The sequence below is a fragment of the Nocardia sp. NPDC050718 genome, from assembly GCF_040654235.1.
Lineage (GTDB): Bacteria > Actinomycetota > Actinomycetes > Mycobacteriales > Mycobacteriaceae > Nocardia.
The window spans coordinates 70,647-86,521 of the sequence record NZ_JBFAHQ010000007.1; the positions used below are offsets into that span (position 1 = coordinate 70,647).

12 protein-coding genes are annotated in these 15,875 nt (G+C 71.7%); all 12 read right to left on the reverse strand.

The window, feature by feature from the left end; translation table 11 throughout:
• Window positions 1-103 precede the first annotated feature (103 nt).
• Window positions 104-1,357, reverse strand: coding sequence for a cell division protein FtsZ (gene ftsZ / locus AB0H54_RS27630; protein WP_357349190.1), 1,254 nt, complete (start codon window positions 1,355-1,357; stop codon window positions 104-106).
• Between the two features lie 160 nt (window positions 1,358-1,517).
• Window positions 1,518-2,195, reverse strand: a complete 678-nt coding sequence (locus tag AB0H54_RS27635; protein ID WP_357349192.1) for an FtsQ-type POTRA domain-containing protein — start codon at window positions 2,193-2,195, stop codon at window positions 1,518-1,520.
• A gap of 8 nt (window positions 2,196-2,203) precedes the next feature.
• Window positions 2,204-3,700 carry a UDP-N-acetylmuramate--L-alanine ligase gene (murC, locus tag AB0H54_RS27640; RefSeq protein ID WP_355284861.1) on the reverse strand — a complete coding sequence of 499 codons (1,497 nt, stop codon included), beginning with the start codon at window positions 3,698-3,700 and terminating at the stop codon, window positions 2,204-2,206.
• The gene (gene murG, locus AB0H54_RS27645; protein WP_357349194.1) at window positions 3,697-4,812 is read right to left on the reverse strand and encodes an undecaprenyldiphospho-muramoylpentapeptide beta-N-acetylglucosaminyltransferase; all 1,116 of its coding nucleotides are present in this window, start codon (window positions 4,810-4,812) and stop codon (window positions 3,697-3,699) included. The genes murC and murG overlap by 4 nt, the downstream gene beginning before the upstream one ends.
• Window positions 4,809-6,227 (reverse strand): putative lipid II flippase FtsW, encoded by a 1,419-nt coding sequence (gene ftsW / locus AB0H54_RS27650; protein WP_355284867.1) that lies wholly within the window; start codon window positions 6,225-6,227, stop codon window positions 4,809-4,811. Before ftsW ends, murG begins: the two co-directional genes overlap by 4 nt.
• Window positions 6,224-7,660, reverse strand: coding sequence for a UDP-N-acetylmuramoyl-L-alanine--D-glutamate ligase (murD, locus tag AB0H54_RS27655; protein WP_355284878.1), 1,437 nt, complete (start codon window positions 7,658-7,660; stop codon window positions 6,224-6,226). The genes ftsW and murD overlap by 4 nt, the downstream gene beginning before the upstream one ends.
• Before the next feature lie 50 nt (window positions 7,661-7,710).
• Window positions 7,711-8,787: a phospho-N-acetylmuramoyl-pentapeptide-transferase gene (gene mraY / locus AB0H54_RS27660; RefSeq protein ID WP_218716002.1), complete on the reverse strand. Its 1,077-nt coding sequence runs from the start codon at window positions 8,785-8,787 to the stop codon at window positions 7,711-7,713.
• On the reverse strand, window positions 8,784-10,283 hold the full coding sequence (gene murF, locus AB0H54_RS27665) for a UDP-N-acetylmuramoyl-tripeptide--D-alanyl-D-alanine ligase (RefSeq protein WP_357349196.1): 1,500 nt from the start codon (window positions 10,281-10,283) through the stop codon (window positions 8,784-8,786). The genes mraY and murF overlap by 4 nt, the downstream gene beginning before the upstream one ends.
• The gene (locus tag AB0H54_RS27670) at window positions 10,280-11,872 is read right to left on the reverse strand and encodes a UDP-N-acetylmuramoyl-L-alanyl-D-glutamate--2,6-diaminopimelate ligase (protein ID WP_357349198.1); all 1,593 of its coding nucleotides are present in this window, start codon (window positions 11,870-11,872) and stop codon (window positions 10,280-10,282) included. Before AB0H54_RS27670 ends, murF begins: the two co-directional genes overlap by 4 nt.
• A gap of 104 nt (window positions 11,873-11,976) precedes the next feature.
• Window positions 11,977-13,860: a penicillin-binding protein 2 gene (locus AB0H54_RS27675; protein WP_357349200.1), complete on the reverse strand. Its 1,884-nt coding sequence runs from the start codon at window positions 13,858-13,860 to the stop codon at window positions 11,977-11,979.
• Entirely contained in the window at window positions 13,857-14,867 is a 1,011-nt protein-coding gene (locus AB0H54_RS27680) for a hypothetical protein (protein WP_357349202.1), read from the reverse strand. The genes AB0H54_RS27675 and AB0H54_RS27680 overlap by 4 nt, the downstream gene beginning before the upstream one ends.
• Complete coding sequence (gene rsmH / locus AB0H54_RS27685) at window positions 14,864-15,862, reverse strand: 16S rRNA (cytosine(1402)-N(4))-methyltransferase RsmH (RefSeq protein ID WP_357349203.1); 999 nt, start codon at window positions 15,860-15,862, stop codon at window positions 14,864-14,866. Before rsmH ends, AB0H54_RS27680 begins: the two co-directional genes overlap by 4 nt.
• Window positions 15,863-15,875: the final 13 nt, after the last annotated feature.

Below are 15,875 nucleotides of genomic sequence, written 5' to 3' on the forward strand. Positions count from 1 at the left end.
CCCACCACCACTTTTCCCCGCGGCGCCCCCCGCGGCCCCCCCCCCTAAAACACCACCCCCCCCCGCACGGCGTCCCCCCCCCCCGCTTCTCGTTTGTCTCTGCCTATCGGCGCATGAAGATCGGCACTTCGATGTCGTCGTCATCGTCACCGTCGTCGCCCTGGTCGGGGTTGTTGACGCGGTTCATGGCCTGCTCGGTGACCCTCTGCCGCTCCGATTCCCGGTAGCGCTCGGTGTCGCGGTAGCTCGGCGCGCTGGTGCGCCCGCTCGACACCCCGCTGGTGGCGGGCTCGGTCGCCCGGACCGGCGCCTCGCTCGTGCGCGCCTGGCCGACCTCGCCCGCCCGACCGGCACCGATCGGGCCGGACCCGACCCGGGTGTGCGATTCGGGCGCGGCCCGCCGGGACGGGCCGCCACCGTCGAAACCGGCCGCGATGACGGTGACGCGCACCTCGTCGCCCAGCGAATCGTCGATGACCGTACCGAAGATGATGTTGGCCTCGATGTGGGCCGCCTCCTGCACCAGCGAGGCCGCCTCGTTGATCTCGAACAGACCGAGGTCGGAGCCGCCGGCGATCGAGAGCAGCACGCCGTGCGCGCCGTCCATCGACGCCTCGAGCAGCGGCGAGTTGATCGCCGTCTCCGCAGCCTTCACCGACCGGCCCTCACCGCGCGCCGAGCCGATGCCCATGAGCGCCGAACCGGCGCCGGACATGACGGACTTGACGTCGGCGAAGTCGACGTTGATCAGACCCGGGGTGGTGATCAGGTCGGTGATGCCCTGGACACCGTTGAGCAGCACCTCGTCGGCCGAGCGGAACGCGTCCATCAGGCTCACCGCCGCGTCGCCCAGCTGCAGCAGCCGGTCGTTCGGGATGACGATGAGCGTGTCGCAGGACTCGCGCAGCAGGTTGATGCCGACCTCGGCCTGGTTGCCACGGCGCTTGCCCTCGAACGAGAACGGCCGGGTGACGACACCGATGGTCAGCGCGCCCAGCTTCCGGGCGATGCTGGCGACGACGGGCGCGCCACCGGTACCGGTGCCACCGCCCTCGCCCGCGGTGACGAAGACCATGTCGGCGCCCTTGAGCACCTCTTCGATCTCGTCCTTGTGGTCTTCGGCGGCCTTGCGGCCGACTTCCGGATCGGCACCGGCACCGAGGCCGCGGGTCAGCTCGCGGCCGACATCGAGTTTGACGTCGGCATCGCTCATCAGCAGGGCTTGGGCGTCGGTATTGACCGCGATGAACTCGACTCCCTTGAGTCCCTGTTCGATCATTCGGTTGACGGCGTTCACGCCGCCGCCGCCGATACCGACGACCTTGATCACCGCAAGGTAGTTGTGCGGGGGCGTCATGGGCTCTCGCCTTCCTTCGATCTTAAACCCTCAACCTCAACCATAGGGTTGGCGTTATGTCAAGTATCCGACTGCTGCGGAACGCTATTCGCAGCCACTGCGATCCCGGCGCAGGCGCGCCGAGACGAGAGCCAGAATCTTGTGCCACAAAGAGTGTCGCTCACTTTACCGTGACCAGATTCGGACTCGACACGTCGAACACGGTCCCCTCACGGGTCAGCAGCGGCAACACGACGGCAGCTTTGCGCTCGCCGTCGCCCGTGCCGCCCCACACTACCTTCCTACCGTCACGTAGGTTCAACGAGACGTCCGAAATCGACCGCGCGACAACCTCGCCCACCTGCACCGACAGCGCGGGTGGCAGTGTGACCAGCACATCCACCGCGGCCCTTGCCGCCGCGGGCCCGGTGAAGGACCCCTCGGTGAGCAGCTTCGGCACCCCGATCGGCGATGCGGGCTCGATCGCGAATTCGACGCTCTCGGCGTCGATCAGGTGCGCGCCGTCCGGTGATTCGATGTACAGCACCGGTGTTCGTTCCACCACGCTCACCAGCACGGTGGAGGGGAACGTGCGCTGGACCCGGACCGAACGCACCTTCGGGATCGCGGCCACGCGCTGGGCGATCGAGGTGGTGTCGATGCGCAACATCGAACGGCCGTCCGGGATTTCGAGCCGTGCGCGGACCTCCTCCTCGGAGACCGCGACCAAGCCGTCGACGCGCACGGTACGCACGGACAACACCGGGGTGAACCAGGCGAGAACAACGAGCACCGTCACCACGAGGAGACCGACCACCGTCCAGAGGCGGTAGCCGCGCCACCCGCGCGCGGCGGGCATCGGCAATCTCACCGGCCGCCCTGTTGCGGCCGGGCGCGCAAGCCGTCGAGGATCTGGCTGCCGAGCATGGTGACATCGCCGGCGCCCATGGTGATCACGACGTCGCCGGGCTGCGCGAGCGCGGCGACCTGCTTGCCCACCTTCGACATGTCCGGCTGGTAGTGCACCGGGCTCGTCACGGCCTGGGCCACCAGCGCACCGTTGACGCCGGGCAGCGGCTCCTCGCGCGCGCCGTAGACGTCGAGCACGACCACCTCGTCGGCCAGGCTCAGCGCGGCGCCGAACTCGGTGGCGAAGGTGGCGGTGCGGCTGTACAGATGCGGCTGGAACACCACGATCACCCGGCCGCGCGTGGTCCGCGCGCCGTCGCGTGCCTCCTGGGCGACCAGCTGGGCGGCGGCCTCGAGCACGGCGCGTACCTCGGTGGGATGGTGGGCGTAGTCGTCGAAGACGCGCACGCCGTTCTCCCGGCCGGTGAACTGGAACCGGCGGTGCACGCCACCGAAACCCTCCAGGCCCTGCACGATCTCGTCGATATCGGCGCCCGTGGCCCTGGCGGCCAGCAGCGCGGCCAGCGCGTTGAGCGCCATGTGCCTGCCCGGCACCGACAGCCGCACCGTGCGCGGGGTGCTCTCCCCCGCCAGCTCGAACTCGACGATGCCGCCGACATCGCGCGGCTGCCAATCGATCAGGCGCGCGCCCACGGGCACCGGGGCCGCCGACAGGTCGCCGGAGCCGTAGCCGAGGACCTCCACACCGCGCTCACGCAGTCGCGGGGCGACCCGATGCGCCAGCGCCAGCGAGCCCGGATCGTCCAGGCACACCACCAGCAGACCGCCCGGCGCGAGCCGGTCGGCGAAGTCGTCGAAGACCTGGATGTAGGCCTCGTCGGTGCCGAAGAAGTCCAGGTGATCGGATTCGATGTTGGTGACCACGGCGACGTCCGGGTCGTATTGCAGCAGTGAGCCGTCGGACTCGTCGGCCTCGGCGACGAAGATGTCACCGCTGCCGTGGTGGGCGTTGGTGCCCGCCTCGTTGAGCTCGCCGCCGACCGCGAACGACGGATCGGCGCCGCAGTGCTGCAGCGACACGATCAGCATCGAGGTGGTCGAGGTCTTGCCGTGCGTGCCCGAGACCAGCAGGGTCTTGTGCCCGCGCATCAGCGCGGCGAGCACGGTCGGGCGCAGTAGCACCGGGATGTGGCGCCGATTCGCCTCGACCAGTTCCGGATTGGTCTTCGGGATCGCGGCGTAGGTGGTGACGACGACCGTCGGGCCGCCGGGCAGCAGGTCGAGCGCGTCGGCGTCGTGGCCGATGCGGACCTGCGCGCCGCGTGCCCGCAGCGACAGCACGCCGCGGCTCTCGCGCGCGTCCGAGCCGGACACCGCGCCGCCGCGGGCGAGCAGGATCCGGGCGATGCCGGACATGCCGGCGCCGCCGATGCCGACCATGTGCACCCGTTCGAGTTCGGGCGGCAGCGCCGTAGCGAGTTCCTCGCCGCTCATCGGGCGACCTCGGTGACGATCCGGGCCACCGTGTCGGCAGCGTCGCGATGGCCCGCGCCTGCGGCGGCGCGGCTCATCTCGGCGAGTCGAGCGGGGTCGAGCAGCAGCGGAATCACCTCATCGATCACGTATTTCGGGGTCAGGTCGGCGTCGGCGACAATTCTGCCACCTCCCTGCGCGACCACGGGCCTGGCGTTGAACTCCTGCTCGCCGTTGCCGTGCGGCAGCGGCACGTAGAAGGCGGGCAGCCCGACCGCCGACACCTCGGCCACGGTCATCGCGCCGGAGCGGCAGACCACCGCGTCGGCGGCGGCGTAAGCCAGATCCATCCGGGACAGGTACGGCACGGCGACATACGGCGCGTCCGCGTCGGCGGTGCTCACCTCGACGCTGTTCTTCGGGCCGTGCGCGTGCAGCACCGCGATCCCCGCGGCCGCCAGCTGCGGCGCGGCGCCGGAGACGGCCTCGTTGAGGCTGCGCGCGCCCTGCGATCCGCCGAACACCAGCAGCACCGGGCCCTCGGCGGGCAGGCCGAAGTGGGCGCGGGCCTCGGCGCGCAGGGCCGCGCGGTCCAGACCGGTGATGGAGGCGCGCACCGGGATGCCGACGACCTGGGCGTCGGCCAGGCCCGAATCGGGCACCGCGGCAAGCACCTTCGCGGCGAGTTTGGCGCCGACCTTGTTCGCGATGCCCGCCTTGGCGTTGGCCTCGTGCACCACCACCGGCACGGCGCGCTTGCGGCCGAACAGGCCACCGCGCGCGGCGAGATAGGCGGGCAGGGCGACGTAGCCGCCGAAGCCGATGATCACGTCGGCCTGCACCTCGTCGATGACGGCCCTGGTCGCCTTCACCGAGGCGCGCACCCGGCCGGGCAGGCGCAGCAGGTCGGCGGAGGGCTTGCGCGGCAACGGCACCGGCGGGATCAGCTCGAGCGGGTATCCGCGTTCGGGAACCAGCTTGGTCTCCAGACCGCGTTCGGTGCCCAGCGCGGTCACCCGGATCGAAGCGTCGAGCGCGCGCAGGGCGTCGGCGACGGCGAGCGCGGGTTCGATATGGCCTGCGGTGCCTCCGCCTGCGACGATCACCGACAACCCGGGACGCGGGTGACTCACTTGGATCTACCTCGTTCTTTCGCGTGTGGCATCGGATAGGTCGGTTCCCATGCTCGGGTCGACCGTAGCGAACTGGTGCCGCGGCTCTGGGGGGCGCGTCGACGGCGCGGGGCCGGGCTCTCGCGGCGCGCGGCCGGACGCGGCCGCTCGGCCTTGGCTTTCGGGGCGGGCCTGCGCGGTGCGTCGGCCTTGAAGGGCGTGTACACCTCGGGCACCGGCAGCCGCAGCATCCGGCTCACCCGGCCGTCCTGCCCGGCCTGCAGCGCCGAGACCGCCTCCGGTTCGTGCCGGGCGGCGCTGGCGATGATGCCGAACATGAACAGCGTGATGGCCAGCGAGGATCCACCGGCCGAGACCAGCGGCAGCTGCAGACCGGTCACCGGCAGCAGCCCCACGACGTAGCCGATGTTGATCAGCGCCTGCGCGGTGATCCAGGTGGTGGCGGTCGCGGTGAGCAGCCGCAGGAACGGGTCGACCGAGCGCAGCGCGATCCGGATGCCCGCGTAGACGAACAGCGCGAACAGCGCCAGCACCAGCATGCAGCCGAGGAATCCGAGTTCCTCGCCGATGATGGCGAAGATGAAGTCGTTGTGCGAGTTGGGCAGGTAGCTCCACTTCGCGCGGCTCTGGCCGAGGCCGCGGCCCCAGATGCCGCCGTCGGCGAGGGAGTACTTGGCCTGGCGCGCCTGATAGTTCACGCCCTGCGGGTCGTCACCGGGGTTGAAGAACGCGCGCACCCGATCGGAGCGATACCCGGCCGACAGCGCCAGCACCGACGCCGCGACCACCCCGGTGACCATGATCCCGACGAACAGCCGTACCGGCAGCCCGCCGAACCACAGCAGCGCCATCAGCACGATGCCGAGCGCGATGGTGGTCGACAGGTTCGGTTCCAGCACCACCAGCAGGCACACCAGCAGACCGGCGGGCACCAGCGGCACCAGGATGTCCTTGAGCTGGGCGCCGCGCCGCGAAGCCAGCAGATGCGCGCCCCACACCACCAGCGTCACCTTGACGACCTCGGACGGCTGGATCGACAGCGGGCCGATGTCGAACCAGCGCCGCGCGCCACCGTGGATGGCGCCGATGCCGGGGATGAGTACCAGCACCAGCGCCAGCACCGAGATGCTGAAGATCGGGAACGACCACTGCCGCAGCAGCCGCAGCGGCAGCCGCAGCGCGATGTAGAAGGCGACGGCGCCGAGCGCGGCGAACATGGCCTGCTGGATGAACAGCGCGTACGCCGACCCGCCACCGGCGTACGCCTCGACACTCGACGCCGAGAGCACCATGACCAGGCCGAGCACGGTCAGCAGGGTCGCGATGGTGACGATCAGGTGAAAGGACGCGAGCGGACGGGCCAGCCAAGCGCCGAAGCGCTCCCCCGCCCAGCCGGTCCGCCGCGTCTCTGTCATAGGGCCCGCCCGATGTCACCGTCTTCCAGTGCCGTCACCGCGTCCACGAAGCAGCGTCCGCGGTGGGTGTAGTCGTCGTACATGTCCAGGGAGGCGGCCGCGGGGGCGAGCAACACGGTGTCTCCGGCGCGGGCCAGACCCGCCGCGGCGCGGACCGCGCGGCCCATGACCGCTTCGGCACGCTGGGATCTCGACGACTCCATGCCTGCATCGTCTCGCGCATCCAGCTCGATGACCGGGACCTCGGGTGCGTGTCGCGCCAATGCGGCGGCGATCACCGGCGCGTCGGCACCGAACAGGACCGCGCCGACCAGCCGGTCGCCCACCTCCTCGATCAGGTCGTCGACGCTCGCGCCCTTGAGCAGGCCGCCCGCCACCCAGACCACGTGCGGGTGCGCCAGGATCGCGGCGCGCGCGGCGTGCGGGTTGGTGGCCTTGGAGTCGTCGATGAAGTCGACCCCGCCCAGTTCGCGGACGAACGCGGTGCGGTGCGGGCCCACCTTGTGCTCGGCCAGGCCCTCCTTCACGAACTGCGGCGCCACATCGATCGCCCTGGTCAGCGCGGAGGCGGCGAGGGCATCCGCGATGCCGGCCGGGCCCTGCGGGCTGATGTCGGAGGTCTCGGCGAGGATCGCGGCCTTGGTGAACGCGCGGTCGAGCAGCTTGCCGTCGACCACGCCGAGTTCGCCGTCGGCGGGCACCCCGATCCGGAAGCCGACGGTACGCCGGGCCTTGGCCTTGCGCGCCAGCGAGCCCGCCACCGGATCGTCGAGGCCGACGACGCCGACCCGCCCGGTCAGCGCGCGCGCCTTGGCGGCGGCGTAGGCGTCCAGGCCGCCGTGCCAATCCAGGTGGTCCTCGGCGACATTGAGCACGACCCCGGCCTCCGGGCGCACCGACGGCGCCCAGTGCAGCTGGAACGAGGACAGCTCGACCGCGAGCACCTGCGGGCCGGGATTGCGTCGCAGCGCGTCCAGGATCGGCAGGCCGATATTGCCGCAGGCCACGCTGGCGATGCCGGCGGCACGCAGGATCGAGTGCGTCATATTGGTGGTGGTGGTCTTGCCGTTGGTGCCGGTGATCACCAGCCACTTGCGGACCGGACCATAGATCCTGGCCTGGTCGACCCACCAGGCGAACTCGACGTCACCCCAGACCGGGATGCCCTCGGTGACAGCGGAGACCAGCACCGGCGAGTCCGGCCGCCAGCCCGGGCTGGTGATGACCAGCGCGAACCGGCTCAGATCGGCGTTCTCCAGCTCGACGCTGGTGGCGACCTCGAGACCCAGTTCGGCGGCCTCGGCCAGCGCCTTGGCGCCGCTGTCGGTGACCACCGGATGCGCGCCGATATCGCGCAGCGGTTCGATCAGTGAGCGCCCGGAGACGCCCCAGCCCGCGACGAGAACGTCACGGCCACGCAGGAATTCGAGCATGGGGCCCGGGGAACGGAGGGCGCGGGGAGAGTGTTCGACCATGTTCGTCCTCACCCGACCTGCGAAAGGTATTCGCTGTAGAACAGTCCGAGACCCACGGCGGCGGCGATGCCGGCCAGGATCCAGAACCTGATGATCACCGTGGTTTCCGCCCACTTGCTCAATTCGAAGTGGTGATGGAACGGCGCCATCTTGAACAAGCGGTTGCGGGTGGTGCGATACACCGCCACCTGCAACACTACCGACGCCGCCTCGGCGACGAACAGCGCGCCGATGACGACCATCAGCAGCTCCGTGCGGGTGGTGACCGACAGACCGGCCAGCATGCCGCCCAGCGCCAGCGAACCGGTGTCGCCCATGAAGATCTTGGCGGGCGCGGCGTTCCACCACAGGAAGCCGATGCACGCGGCGGCCGCGGCGGCGCACACCAGCGCCAGGTCCAGCGGGTCGCGCACGTCGTAGCAGCCGGCCTCGGGGCTGGTGGAGCACGCGTTGCGGTACTGCCAGAAGGTGATGATCACGTACGCGCCGAGCACCAGGCTCATCGAACCGGCGGCCAGACCGTCCAGGCCGTCGGTCAGGTTGACCGCGTTGGACCAGGCCACCACCAGCAGGCAGACGAAGACGACGAACACGATCGCGCCCATCGACACCGTCGAGATGTCGCGCACATAGGAGATGTGCTTGCTGCCCGGGGTGAGCCCGTTCTGGCCACGGAACTGCAGCACCAGCACCGCGAACAGGACCGCGGCGCCGATCTGGCCGATGTACTTGCCCGCGGCCGACAGGCCCAGGTTGCGCTGCTTGCGCAGCTTGATGAAGTCGTCGAGGAAGCCGACCACGCCGAGCGCGGTGGTCAGCCCGAGCACCAGCAGACCCGAGGCCGTCGGGCCCTCGGCGTCGTAGCCGATGCCGATCAGGTGCGAGCCGAGGTAACCGGCCCACATGCCGATCAGGATGGCGACGCCACCCATGGTGGGGGTGCCGCGCTTGGCCTGGTGGCTGGCCGGGCCGTCGACCCGGATCTCCTGGCCGAAGCCCTGTCTGGCGAAGACCCGGATCAGCAACGGCGTCAACAGGATCGACACCGCCAGTGCGATCCCCGCCGCGAAAAGAATCTGCCTCATCGAGCCGCCTCCGTGCTACCTTCCCCTGCCCTGGTCAGGTGCTCGGCGACGGCCCACAGGCCCACCGCCTTCGACGCCTTGACCAGTACCACATCGCCCGCGGCGATCTCGTCGTCGAGCAGCGCGATCGCCGCCTCGATATCGGGCACGAGGATCGACTCCTCGCCCCATGAGCCTTCCATCACCGCGCCCTGGTGCATTCCCCGGGATGGCCGTCCGGTGCCCACCACGATCAAACGGTCGACGTCGAGGCGGACCGCGAGGCGGCCGATCGCGTCGTGCTCGATCACCGAGGTGTCGCCGAGCTCGCCCATCTCGCCGAGCACGGCCCAGCTGCGGCGCGGCTCCTCACCCGCCTTGGCCAGCGTGACCAGCGCCTTGAGCGCGGCCTTCACCGAGTCCGGGTTGGCGTTGTAGGAGTCGTTGATGACAGTGACGCCCTCGGCCGTGGTGCGCACGTCCATCCGGCGCGCCGAGGCCGCGGTGGCGCCCGACAGCGCCTGCGCGACGGTGGCCAGGTCGGCACCGCACTCCAGCGCGACGGCGGCCGCGGCCAGCGCGTTGCCGACCTGGTGCTCGCCGTGCACGGCCAGCCGCACCGGCACGGACTCGCCGCGCGCGTGCAGGGTGAACCGGGCGCGGGCCTGCTCGTCGGTGACCACGTCGGTGGCGCGGATGTCGGCGTCACCGGCCAGACCGACCTTCACCACGCGCGCCTTCGTCCGCGAGGCCATGGCGGCGACGTTCGGGTCGTCGGCGTTGAGCACGGCCAGTCCTTCGGCGGGCAGCGCCTCGACCAGCTCACCCTTGGTCTGGGCGATGGCCTCGCGGCTGCCGAACTCACCGAGGTGCGCGGTGCCGACATTGAGCACGACGCCGATGCGCGGCGGGGCGATGCGCGCCAGCGCGGCGATGTGACCGGGTCCGCGGGCGGACAGCTCGAGCGCGAGGAATTTGGTGTCCAGGCCGGCGCGCAGCGCGGTCCAGGGGTGCCCGAGCTCGTTGTTGAACGACCCGGGCGGGGCGACGACCGGACCCAGCGGCGCCAGCACGGCGGCCAGCAGGTCCTTGGTCGAGGTCTTGCCGGAGGACCCGGTGACGCCGACGACGGTCAGCCCGGTGCGCGCGGCCAGCCGCTCGGTGCTGGCGCGCGCCAGCTCGGCCAGCGCCGCGAGGACGGCGGCGCCGGAGCCGTCGGCGTCGGCGCTCAGCGCGACCGAGGTCGCCGGGACCGAACCGCGGTCCGGCGCCACGACGATCGCGGGCACGCCGACCGGCCGGGCCGCCAGCACGGCGACCGCGCCCGCGGCCACCGCGGCGGCGGCGTAGTCGTGTCCGTCGGAGGTGGCGCCCGGCAGCGCGAGGAACAGATCGCCGGAACCGATTCGGCGCGAATCGAATTCGACCGAACCGGTCACCAGTGCCTGAGGGTCGGGTACGTCGTGCAGCTCGCCGCCGACGACGTCCGCGATCTCCCGCAGTGTCATCTCGATCATGAAACCGTCAAGTCCTCCGAGTCCGTCTGCGGACTGTGTCGTGTCTGCAGGGTTTCCAGCGCCGCCGCGACCACCTCGCGGTCGTCGAAGGGATGCTTGACGCCCTGGATCTCCTGACCCGCCTCGTGGCCCTTGCCCGCGATGAGCACCACGTCGCCGGACCGCGCCCAGGCGAGGGCGGCGGCGATGGCCGCCGCGCGGTCACCGATCTCGCGGATCTCGCCGCGGTCGGTGGCCGGGAGTTCGTGCGCACCGGCCACCACGGCGGCCCTGATGGCCGCCGGGTCCTCGGTGCGGGGATTGTCGTCGGTGACGATCAGCAGGTCGGCGCCGCGCGCGGCGGCCGCGCCCATCAGCGGGCGCTTGGCCGCGTCGCGGTCGCCACCGGCGCCGACGACGACGGCCAGCCTGCCGTGCCCGGCCTCGGTGAGGTGACCGCGCAGGGTGGCCACCACCGATTCGACCGCGGCGGGCTTGTGCGCGTAGTCGACGACGGCGAGGAAGTCCTGGCCGCGCTCGACCCGCTGCATGCGGCCGGGGACGTCGACGGTGGCCAGCGCGGGCGCGGCGACGGCCGGATCGACCCCGGCGGCGGCGCAGGTCGCGACGGCCAGCAGGGCGTTGGCGACGTTGTAGCGGCCGGGCAGCCGCAGCCGCACGGTCAGTTCACCGTCCGGGCCCGCCGCGGTGAACTCCTGCTCGCCGCCGGTGGCGTCGACGTCACCGGTGACCTGCCAGGTGGCCGGGCCGGTGGTCGACACGGTGACCGGCGCGGTGAGATCGCCGGCGAGCCGGGTGCCCCACTCGTCGTCGACGCAGATCACCGCGGTGCGCGCGGCGACCGGCGAATCCGCGTCGAAGAGCTTGCGTTTGGCGGCGAAGTAGTCCTCGAAGTCGGCGTGGAAGTCGAGGTGGTCCTGGGACAGGTTGGTGAAGGCGCCGACGGCGAAGCGCACGCCGTCGACCCGGCCCAGGGCCAGGGCGTGGCTGGAGACCTCCATCACGACCGCCTGCACGCCCTGCTCGACCATCGCGGCGAACATCGCGTGCAGCTGCGGCGCCTCGGGGGTGGTGAGCGCGCTGGGCACCCGCCTGCCGCCGATGCGGGTCTCGATGGTGCCGATCAGCCCGGTCGACAGGCCCGCCGCGGCGAGCCCGGCCTCCACCAGGTACGAGGTGGTGGTCTTGCCGGAGGTGCCGGTGATGCCGATGATGCGCAGGCGGTCGCTCGGGTGGCCGTAGATCTCGGCCGAGAGCTCACCGAGCACGGCGCGCGGCCGCTCGCGCACCAGGACCGGCACGGCGACCTCGCCGATCAGGGCGGCGCCTGCGGCGTCGGTGTACACGGCCACCGCACCGCGGTCGATGGCGTCGGCGGCGAAGCGCGCGCCGTGCGCGTTCGCGCCGGGCAGCGCGGCGAACAGGTCACCGGGGCGCACCGCGTTGGAACGCTGCTCGATGCCGGTGACGGTCGGTTCGGTGGTCACCGGGGTCGCCACCGTGGCGCCGGTGAGGTCCAGCAGGGCCCGCAGCGACGTCGACGGCGGCGTGGTGGGCCGGAGCGCGTGCGGGCTGGACTGCGCGGGCACAAGGCTCCTCTCTGAGAGTGATCGAGCGCGTGGGCGAGACGAGCAGTCAGGTTACCGACGCGCGGTGTCGGATGGACAACGCGGGTTGTGCCTAGGCGGAGGAGTTAGAGCCCGGCCTCCAGCACCAGCCGTTTGGGCTCCGGCGACGGCGGCACGCGGTCACGCTGCAACGCCCAGGAGGCGATGCTGTGGAACAGCGGCGCGGCCGACCCGCCACCGCTGCCGTCGGAGCTGCGGATCGGCGCGTCGAGCATCATGCCGATCACATAGCGGGGGTTGTCGGCGGGCGCCATCCCGGCGAAGGTGATGTAGAACGACGAGGACGAATAGCACCGGCAGCCCGGGTCGACCTTCTGCGCGGTGCCGGTCTTGCCCGCCACCTGATAGCCCTCGATGGCGGCCGGGGCGCCGGTGCCCATCTGGTAGCCCATCGGGTCCTTCTGCACGGTCGCCTGGAAGACGGTGCGCAGCGTGTTCGCGGTCTGCGGGCTCACCACCCGCACGCCGTCGGGCTGCAGTTCCTCGGTGCGGGTGCCGTCGGGGGCGATCCTGGCCTTGACGATGCGCGGCGGGATGCGCAGGCCGTCGTTGGCGATGGCCTGGTACATGCCGGTCATCTGCAGGGTCGTCATCGACAGGCCCTGGCCGATGGGCAGATTCGCGAAGGTGCCGCCGGACCACTGATCGCGCGCGGGCACCTGGCCGGGGCTCTCGCCGGGCAGGCCGATCCCGGTGCGCTTGCCGAGCCCGAAGCGGTCGACCATGTCGGCGAAGCGATCCTCACCCACCCGCTGCGCGAGCATGAGAGTGCCCACGTTGGAGGACTTCCCGAAGATGCCGGTGGTCGTGTACGGCGCGGTGCCGTGCTGCCACGCGTCGTTGACGGTGACCCCCGCCATCCGGATCGAGCCGGGCACCTGCAGCACCTCGTCGGGCGTGGTGAGCCCGTACTCGATGGCGGCGGCCGCGGTGACGATCTTGTTCACCGAGCCGGGCTCGAACGGTTCGGCGACCGAGGGGTTGCTCATGTCGGCCGAGGCCCAATGCTGTGGTCCCAGTGCGGGATTGAAGGTGTTGTCGTTGGCCATCGCCAGCACCTGGCCGGTCTTGGCGTCGAGCACCACCGCCGAGGCCGAGGACGCGCCGGAGAGCTGCTTGGCCTGCTGCACCTGCTGCTGGACGTAGTACTGCATGTCCTCGTCGAGGGTCAGCTCGACGCCGTAGCCGTTCACCGCGGGCTGCTGGTCGCGATAGCTGCCGGGGATCACCGCGCCGTCGGACCCGCGATCGTAGGTGCGCGAACCGTCGGTGCCGGCGAGCACCGAGTCCAGCGCGGACTCCAGGCCGATCTGGCCGTGCCCGTCCCAGCCGGTCGCGCCCACCACATTGGCCGCCAGGGCGCCGCCGGGGTATTCGCGCAGGTCCTGACGTTCGGCGCCGACCTCAGGGAACTTGGCCTGGATCTCCGAGGCCACCCGCGGATCGACATTGCGGGCCAGGTAGGTGAAGGTCTTGTCGCTGCGCAGCTTGTCCAGCAGCTCTTCTTCCTTGGGCGCCCCGGCGCCGAGCTTCTCGTGGACGAACTTCGCGATGTCCTTCAGGCGCTGCTCGGGGTCGGGCGCGCTCGGCTTGGTCTTCTTGGCGTCGGCCAGCTGCTGGCGCACCCGGACCGGCTGGAAGGTCAGCGCTTTCGCGGTGATGGTGAAGGCGAGCTGGTTGCCGTGCCGGTCGGTGATCGGGCCGCGCACGGCGGCCTCGGTCTCCTTGGTGGTGCGCTGGGACGCGGCCTGCGCGGAGAGCGCGGGCGCGGCCAGACTCTGGATGTAGAGCAGTTGCAGTGCCACCACCGCCAGCGTCGCCAGCAGGGTGACCCGGCCGACGCCGAGGCGCAACCGGATCGGCCGGTCCGGCGAGAGCGACCCCGATCGGCGGGCCCTCGACGAGACCGGCCCGCGTCGCTGTCGCGACGCGGGCCCGCTCTGCCTCATCGACCGCCCTCCGGAGCGACGATCCGCGGTGACTCGCTCGGCGGCCCCGCGACCCGGCCGGGTAGGCCGGCCGCGACGCCCGGGGCGGGCGGCGGCGAGTCGGCCGGTGCGACCGGTTCGCCCTGGTCGTTGGGGGCGGCGACGTCGACCCGGTCAGGCACGGTGACCGGGGCGATCGGTGCGGGCGCCGTGCCCTCGGCGGGTGCGGGTGCCTGACCTTCGGCGGGTGCGGGCGCCGGACCGTCGGCGGGTGCGGGTGCGTCGGCGGGCGGGACGGCGTCGGCCGGGGCCAGCGGAGCAGGCGCCGGAGCGACGGCGGGCTGCGGCGCGACGGCCGGGGCCTGCGGCGCGGCGGGCGCCGCGCCCTGAGCCGCGGGCGCGGCGAGCACGTTCGCCGGGGTACCGCTCGGCGTGGCCGGACCAGTGGTCGAGGCGCCCGGCTGCACCGGAACCACCCGCTCACCCTGCGCCTGAGCATGGCCCGGCGCGGGGTTCGGCGTGGTGGTCGGCGGACCGTTCAGCGGCGGCACCGGCGCACCCTGCGCGGGCGTCGGCGTCCCGATGACGGTCACCTCACCGCCGGGGCCGAGCACCAGCCGGGCCGGGTCCTTGGCCGGGATCATGCCCAGTTCCCTGGCGCGCGCGGCCAATTCGGGCGCGGAGTCGGCGGCGGCGACCTCACGCTGGAGCGCGGCCCGCTCGTCGGCGAGCTTGCGGTTGACCGTCCTGGCGTCGCCGAGCTGGTAGCTGTCCTCGGCGGCGCGCGTAGTCAGCAGGAGGGTCAGCGCCAGGCCGCAGCCGAGCAATCCGATGATGGCGGTGACGAACGGGATCCGCCCGGCCATCGTCGAGGCCCGCTCGGGCAGCTCGATCCCGTCGAGCAGCTGCTCCCTGGTGCGCTTGCGCGCGTAGGCCCGCTGCGCGGCACCGGATTTCACCCGTTCTGCCGCCTCGACGCGACGGGCCGTACGCCCCGGCACGGCGACGGTGCTCGTCCGCACGCTCATCGTGTCCCCTCCTGTGTCCTCCCTGACCTCTCCGCGATCCGTTCGGCCGCGCGCATCCGCACCGGCGCGGATCGCGGGTTGACCTCGATCTCGGACTCGGTCGCCTTCTCCGCACCTCGGGTCAGCATCCGGAATTCCGGTCCCATGCCGGGCAATTCGACCGGCAGGTCCATCGGCGATCTGGACACGATCCGTGGCGCGAACTCCTGCTTGACCAGCCGGTCCTCCAGCGACTGGTACGACATGACGCAGATCCGCCCGCCCACGCGCAGCGAGTCGAGCGCCGCGGGCAGCGCCGCGCGCAGCGAATCGAGCTCGCCGTTGACCTCCACCCGCAGAGCCTGGAACGTGCGCTTGGCCGGATGACCGCCGGTGCGCCGCGCCGCGGCCGGGATGGTGTCGTAGAGCAGCTCGACCAGCTCGGCGCTGGTGGTGAACGGCTTGACCGCCCGCCTGCGCAGCACCTCGGAGGCGATCTTGCCCGCGAACCGTTCGTCGCCATAGGTTTTCAGCACCCGGGCCAGGTCGCCGTGACTGTAGGTGTTGAGCACGTCGGCGGCGGTCGGGCCGGTGGTCGGGTCCATCCGCATGTCCAGCGGCGCGTCGACGGAGTAGGCGAAGCCACGATCGGCCTCGTCGAGCTGCATGGACGACACCCCGAGGTCCATCAGAATCGCTGACACCGCGGCGATCTCGGGCAGGCCCGCCTGGCTCAGCGCGTCGGCGATGCCGTCGTAGCGGGTGTGCACCAACGTGATCCGGTCGGCGTAGGGCGCGAGCCGCTCGCCCGCCAGTTTCAGCGCGGTGGTGTCGCGGTCGAGCCCGACCAGGTGCGCGTTCGGATAGGTGCGCAGGAAGTGTTCGGCATGGCCGCCGAGGCCGAGCGTCGCGTCGATGTAGACGGCGCCCGGTTCGCTCAGCGCGGGGCCGAGCAGTTCGTCGGCGCGTTCGAGCAGGACCGGCACATGACGGGGGTTCTCGGTGTCATGGTTCACCTCGACCTCCCGG

Coding starts and splice junctions, on each gene's coding strand:
- ftsZ (WP_357349190.1), bottom strand. CDS start 1,357: ATGACGCCCCCGCACAACTACCTTGCGGTGATCAAGGTCGTCGGTATC.
- AB0H54_RS27635 (WP_357349192.1), bottom strand. CDS start 2,195: ATGCCCGCCGCGCGCGGGTGGCGCGGCTACCGCCTCTGGACGGTGGTC.
- murC (WP_355284861.1), bottom strand. CDS start 3,700: ATGAGCGGCGAGGAACTCGCTACGGCGCTGCCGCCCGAACTCGAACGG.
- ftsW (WP_355284867.1), bottom strand. CDS start 6,227: ATGACAGAGACGCGGCGGACCGGCTGGGCGGGGGAGCGCTTCGGCGCT.
- murD (WP_355284878.1), bottom strand. CDS start 7,660: ATGCTCGAATTCCTGCGTGGCCGTGACGTTCTCGTCGCGGGCTGGGGC.
- mraY (WP_218716002.1), bottom strand. CDS start 8,787: ATGAGGCAGATTCTTTTCGCGGCGGGGATCGCACTGGCGGTGTCGATC.
- murF (WP_357349196.1), bottom strand. CDS start 10,283: ATGATCGAGATGACACTGCGGGAGATCGCGGACGTCGTCGGCGGCGAG.
- AB0H54_RS27675 (WP_357349200.1), bottom strand. CDS start 13,860: ATGAGGCAGAGCGGGCCCGCGTCGCGACAGCGACGCGGGCCGGTCTCG.
- AB0H54_RS27680 (WP_357349202.1), bottom strand. CDS start 14,867: ATGAGCGTGCGGACGAGCACCGTCGCCGTGCCGGGGCGTACGGCCCGT.